Origin of the sequence: Streptomyces sp. rh34 (genome assembly GCF_002551245.1) — a bacterium.
Classification (GTDB): Bacteria; Actinomycetota; Actinomycetes; order Streptomycetales; family Streptomycetaceae; genus Streptomyces.
The window spans coordinates 1-3,616 of the sequence record NZ_NTGZ01000424.1 but is presented as its reverse complement, the minus strand read 5'-3'; the positions used below and the strand labels follow the sequence as shown (position 1 = coordinate 3,616).

The 3,616-nt window shown below is 75.9% G+C and carries 4 protein-coding genes; 3 read left to right on the top strand and 1 reads right to left on the bottom strand.

Going from position 1 to position 3,616, the window contains the following annotated elements; genetic code table 11:
• On the top strand, window positions 1-747 hold a 747-nt coding region (locus tag CR470_RS36585; protein ID WP_097871963.1), incomplete at its 5' end, for a primosomal protein DnaI.
• Between the two features lie 113 nt (window positions 748-860).
• Here CR470_RS36585 and CR470_RS36580 read toward each other — a convergent pair.
• The gene (locus CR470_RS36580; protein ID WP_097871961.1) at window positions 861-1,421 is read right to left on the bottom strand and encodes a hypothetical protein; all 561 of its coding nucleotides are present in this window, start codon (window positions 1,419-1,421) and stop codon (window positions 861-863) included.
• Between the two features lie 259 nt (window positions 1,422-1,680).
• On the opposite strand from CR470_RS36580, the gene fmt reads away from it, so the two are divergent.
• Together fmt and CR470_RS36570 are read left to right on the top strand one after the other, a co-directional pair.
• On the top strand, window positions 1,681-2,613 hold the full coding sequence (fmt, locus tag CR470_RS36575) for a methionyl-tRNA formyltransferase (RefSeq protein ID WP_097871958.1): 933 nt from the start codon (window positions 1,681-1,683) through the stop codon (window positions 2,611-2,613).
• Between the two features lie 124 nt (window positions 2,614-2,737).
• Window positions 2,738-3,616 (top strand): transcription antitermination factor NusB (locus CR470_RS36570; RefSeq protein ID WP_306667839.1); only part of this gene is annotated, 879 nt, incomplete at its 3' end.

Below are 3,616 nucleotides of genomic sequence, written 5' to 3'. Positions count from 1 at the left end.
GCCTGGCACTGCGCGGAGTGCGGCTCCACCCGGCTGCGGGCCCAGATCGTCGGCGCCCGCCGCACCGCGGAGGAGCTGGGCCGGGCCTTCCCCGCCGTGCCCGTCCGCACCTCGGGGCGCGACCACATCCTGGACGCGGTGCCCGACACTCCCGCTCTGGTCGTCTCCACCCCCGGCGCCGAGCCCGTCGCCGAGGGCGGGTACGCGGCGGCCCTGCTCCTGGACGGCTGGGCCATGCTCGGCCGCCCCGATCTCCGCGCGGGGGAGGAGGCGCTGCGCCGGTGGACGGCGGCGGGGGCGCTGGTGCGGAGCCAGGAAGAGGGCGGCACGGTGGTGATCGTGGCCGAGCCGACAGAGCGTGCGGTGCAGGCGCTGGTCCGCTGGGACCCGGCGGGATTCGCCCGGCGGGAGCTGGCGGAGCGGGCCGAGCTGGGCTTCCCGCCGGTCTCCCGGATGGCCTCGGCGACCGGCCCGGCCGAGGCCCTGGCCGCGTTCCTCCGGACCGCCGGGCTGCCGCCGGAGGCCGAGATCCTGGGTCCGGTGCCCGTCCCGTCGGCCGAGCCCGGCAGGCCCCGCCGACCGGGGGACGCCCCGCCGGGCGAGACCTGGGAGCGCGCCCTGATCCGGGTGGTCCCGGGACGCGGGGCGGCGCTCGCCCGCGCTCTGAAGACGGCGCTCGCGGCCCGCATGGCCAAAGGGGCGACCGACCCGGTGCGCATCAGGATCGACCCGCCCGACATCGGCTGAGGCCGCGGGGGAGGGGCCCGCGACAGCCTGTCGGCCCGCACAGGCAGGGGGGCCCGGACATCGGACTGCCCCGCCGTGCGACCGGCACGGTGGGGCAGAGGGGCGGCGTGCGGTCAGCCGTTGCGGGGGCCCGGGAAGGCGCCGGGGCGCAGCTCCTCGCGGACCGGCCGGTCCGCGAGAGGCTGTGGTGGCATCGAGCGGGCCGCCGGAACCGAGGGCACCGGGGAGCCGGGCCCCGCGACGGACCCGGCCAGCCCAGGTCCGACGGGGACCGGACGCGGCGCGGCCGCGTTCTCGGCGCTCGTCTCGGAGCCGGGCTGCGGCGTGGTCCGGCGCGTTCCGTAACGGCGGTGCACGGCCTGCTTGGTGACGCCGAGGGCGGAGCCCACCGCGTCCCAGGAGAAGCCCAGCGATCGGTCGAAGTCCACCGCGGCCGTGACCAGGGTCTCGACGCTGTCCCGCAGTTCCTGCGCGAGGCGGACGGTGGGGGCCGGGGCCCTGCCGTAGACGACGAAGCCCGCGGAGGGGCCGGAGCGGCGCGGACGGTAGACGTTGCCCAGCTGGGCGGTGAGGGTGCGCAGCGCGTCCACCTGCCGCCGGACCCGCTCGATGTCCCGCACCAGAAGATGCAGACTGGCCCGCGCTTGGGCGTCGTGCGTTGCGTGGTCGGCCATGAAGAAGCCTCTCGAACCGGCGTTGAAAGGGATCGGGCCGCATCGGGGCGGCCCGCTTCGGTCAATCTCCTTTGACCAACGCCCGAGCCGGGTATGTGGTCACGCTATCGGGGCGTATGTGCGTATGCACGGGGCGTGCGCGGCGCACGTACGCCCCCTGGGCGGCGCCCGCCCTCACCGGCCCGATCCGAACGGGAGCCCCTAGACTGGTGTGCTGCTCGTCACCGTACGTCTTGGCCCGAGAGGCAGTCAGCCACCCATGAAGCTCGTCTTCGCCGGCACCCCCGAAGTCGCCGTCCCCGCACTGGACGCCCTGATCGCCTCCGGCCGCCATGAGGTGGCCGCCGTCGTGACCCGTCCGGACGCCCCTGCCGGGCGGGGGCGCCGACTCGTCGCGAGCCCGGTGGCCGAGCGGGCGGAGGAGGCCGGGATCGAGGTCCTCAAGCCCGCCAGGCCCCGGGACGAGAAGTTCCTCGCCCGGCTGCGCGAGATCGCCCCGGACTGCTGCCCGGTCGTCGCCTACGGCGCCCTGCTGCCCAAGGTCGCCCTCGACGTGCCCGCCCGGGGCTGGGTCAACCTGCACTTCTCGCTGCTGCCCGCCTGGCGGGGCGCGGCGCCGGTCCAGCACGCGGTGATGGCCGGGGACGAGGTGACCGGCGCGTCGACCTTCCTGATCGAGGAGGGCCTGGACTCCGGCCCGGTCTACGGCGTCCTCACCGAGGAGGTCCGCCCCACCGACACCAGCGGCGACCTGCTCACCCGGCTCGCCTTCGCCGGCGCCGGGCTGCTCGCCGCCACCATGGACGGCATCGAGGACGGCACGCTGCACGCCGTGCCCCAGCCCGACGACGGCGTCACCTTGGCCCCGAAGATCACCGTCGAGGACGCCCAGGTCCAGTGGTCCGCACCCGCCCTGCGGGTCGACCGGGTGGTGCGCGGCTGCACCCCGGCCCCCGGCGCCTGGACCCTGTTCCGCGGGGAGCGGCTCAAGCTGATCCAGGCCATGCCGGTCCTTGACCGCACCGACCTGGCCCCCGGCGAGCTGTCGGCCGCCAAGAACAACGTGTACGTGGGCACCGGATCGCACGCGGTCGAGCTGCTCTGGGTCCAGCCGCAGGGCAAGAAGCCGATGAAGGCCGCCGACTGGGCGCGCGGCGTCCGCATCGTCCACGGCGAGCTGCTCGGCCTGTAGGGAGGCGTCCCGAGCGGCGGGGACGGTCGGGGCCCAGGGGTCCGGGCTGCCGTTCGGGCGCCCGGGGACGGCGACGTACGCTGGGAGGGTTCGCCCCTCTCACCATCAGCGGAGCACCTTTCACGTGAACGACCAGCCGCGTCGCCGTCCCGCAAAGCCCCACCGCCGTCCGCAGAAGGACCCGGTCCGTTTCCTCGCCTTCGAGGCGCTCCGGGCCGTCGACGAGCGCGACGCGTACGCCAACCTCGTACTGCCGCCGCTGCTGAAGAAGGCCCGTGCCAAGGGCGACTTCGACGGCCGGGACGCGGCGCTGGCGACCGAGCTGGTCTACGGGACACTGCGCCGCCAGGGCACGTACGACGCGATCGTGGCGGCCTGCATCGACCGGCCGCTGCGCGAGGTCGACCCGCCGGTCCTCGACGTCCTGAACATGGGCGTCCACCAGCTGCTGGGCACCCGCATCCCCACCCACGCGGCCGTCTCCGCCAGCGTGGAGCTGGCCCGGGTGGTGCTGGGGGAGGGGCGCGCGAAGTTCGTCAACGCGGTCCTGCGCAAGGTCACCGCCCACGACCTCGACGGCTGGGTGGAGAAGGTCGCCCCGCCGTACGACGAGGACGCCGAGGACCACCTGTCCGTCGTGCACTCCCATCCCCGCTGGATCGTCTCCGCCCTCTGGGACGCGCTGGGCGGCGGCCGGGCGGGCATCGAGGACCTCCTCGAAGCCGACAACGAGCGGCCCGAGGTGACGTTGGCGGCCCGCCCCGGCCGCTCCACCACCGACGAGCTGGCCACGGCCCTGGGCGAGGACAACTCCCTGCCGGGCCGCTGGTCGCCGTACGCGGTCCGGATGGCCGAGGGCGGCGAGCCCGGAGCGCTGGAGGCCGTCCAGGAGGGCCGGGCGGGCGTCCAGGACGAGGGCAGCCAGCTCGTCGCCGCCGCCCTGGCCGCCGCACCCGTCGAGGGCCGCGACGCCCGCTGGCTGGACGGCTGCGCGGGCCCCGGC

Coding starts and splice junctions, on each gene's coding strand:
- CR470_RS36580 (WP_097871961.1), bottom strand. CDS start 1,421: ATGGCCGACCACGCAACGCACGACGCCCAAGCGCGGGCCAGTCTGCAT.
- fmt (WP_097871958.1), top strand. CDS start 1,681: ATGAAGCTCGTCTTCGCCGGCACCCCCGAAGTCGCCGTCCCCGCACTG.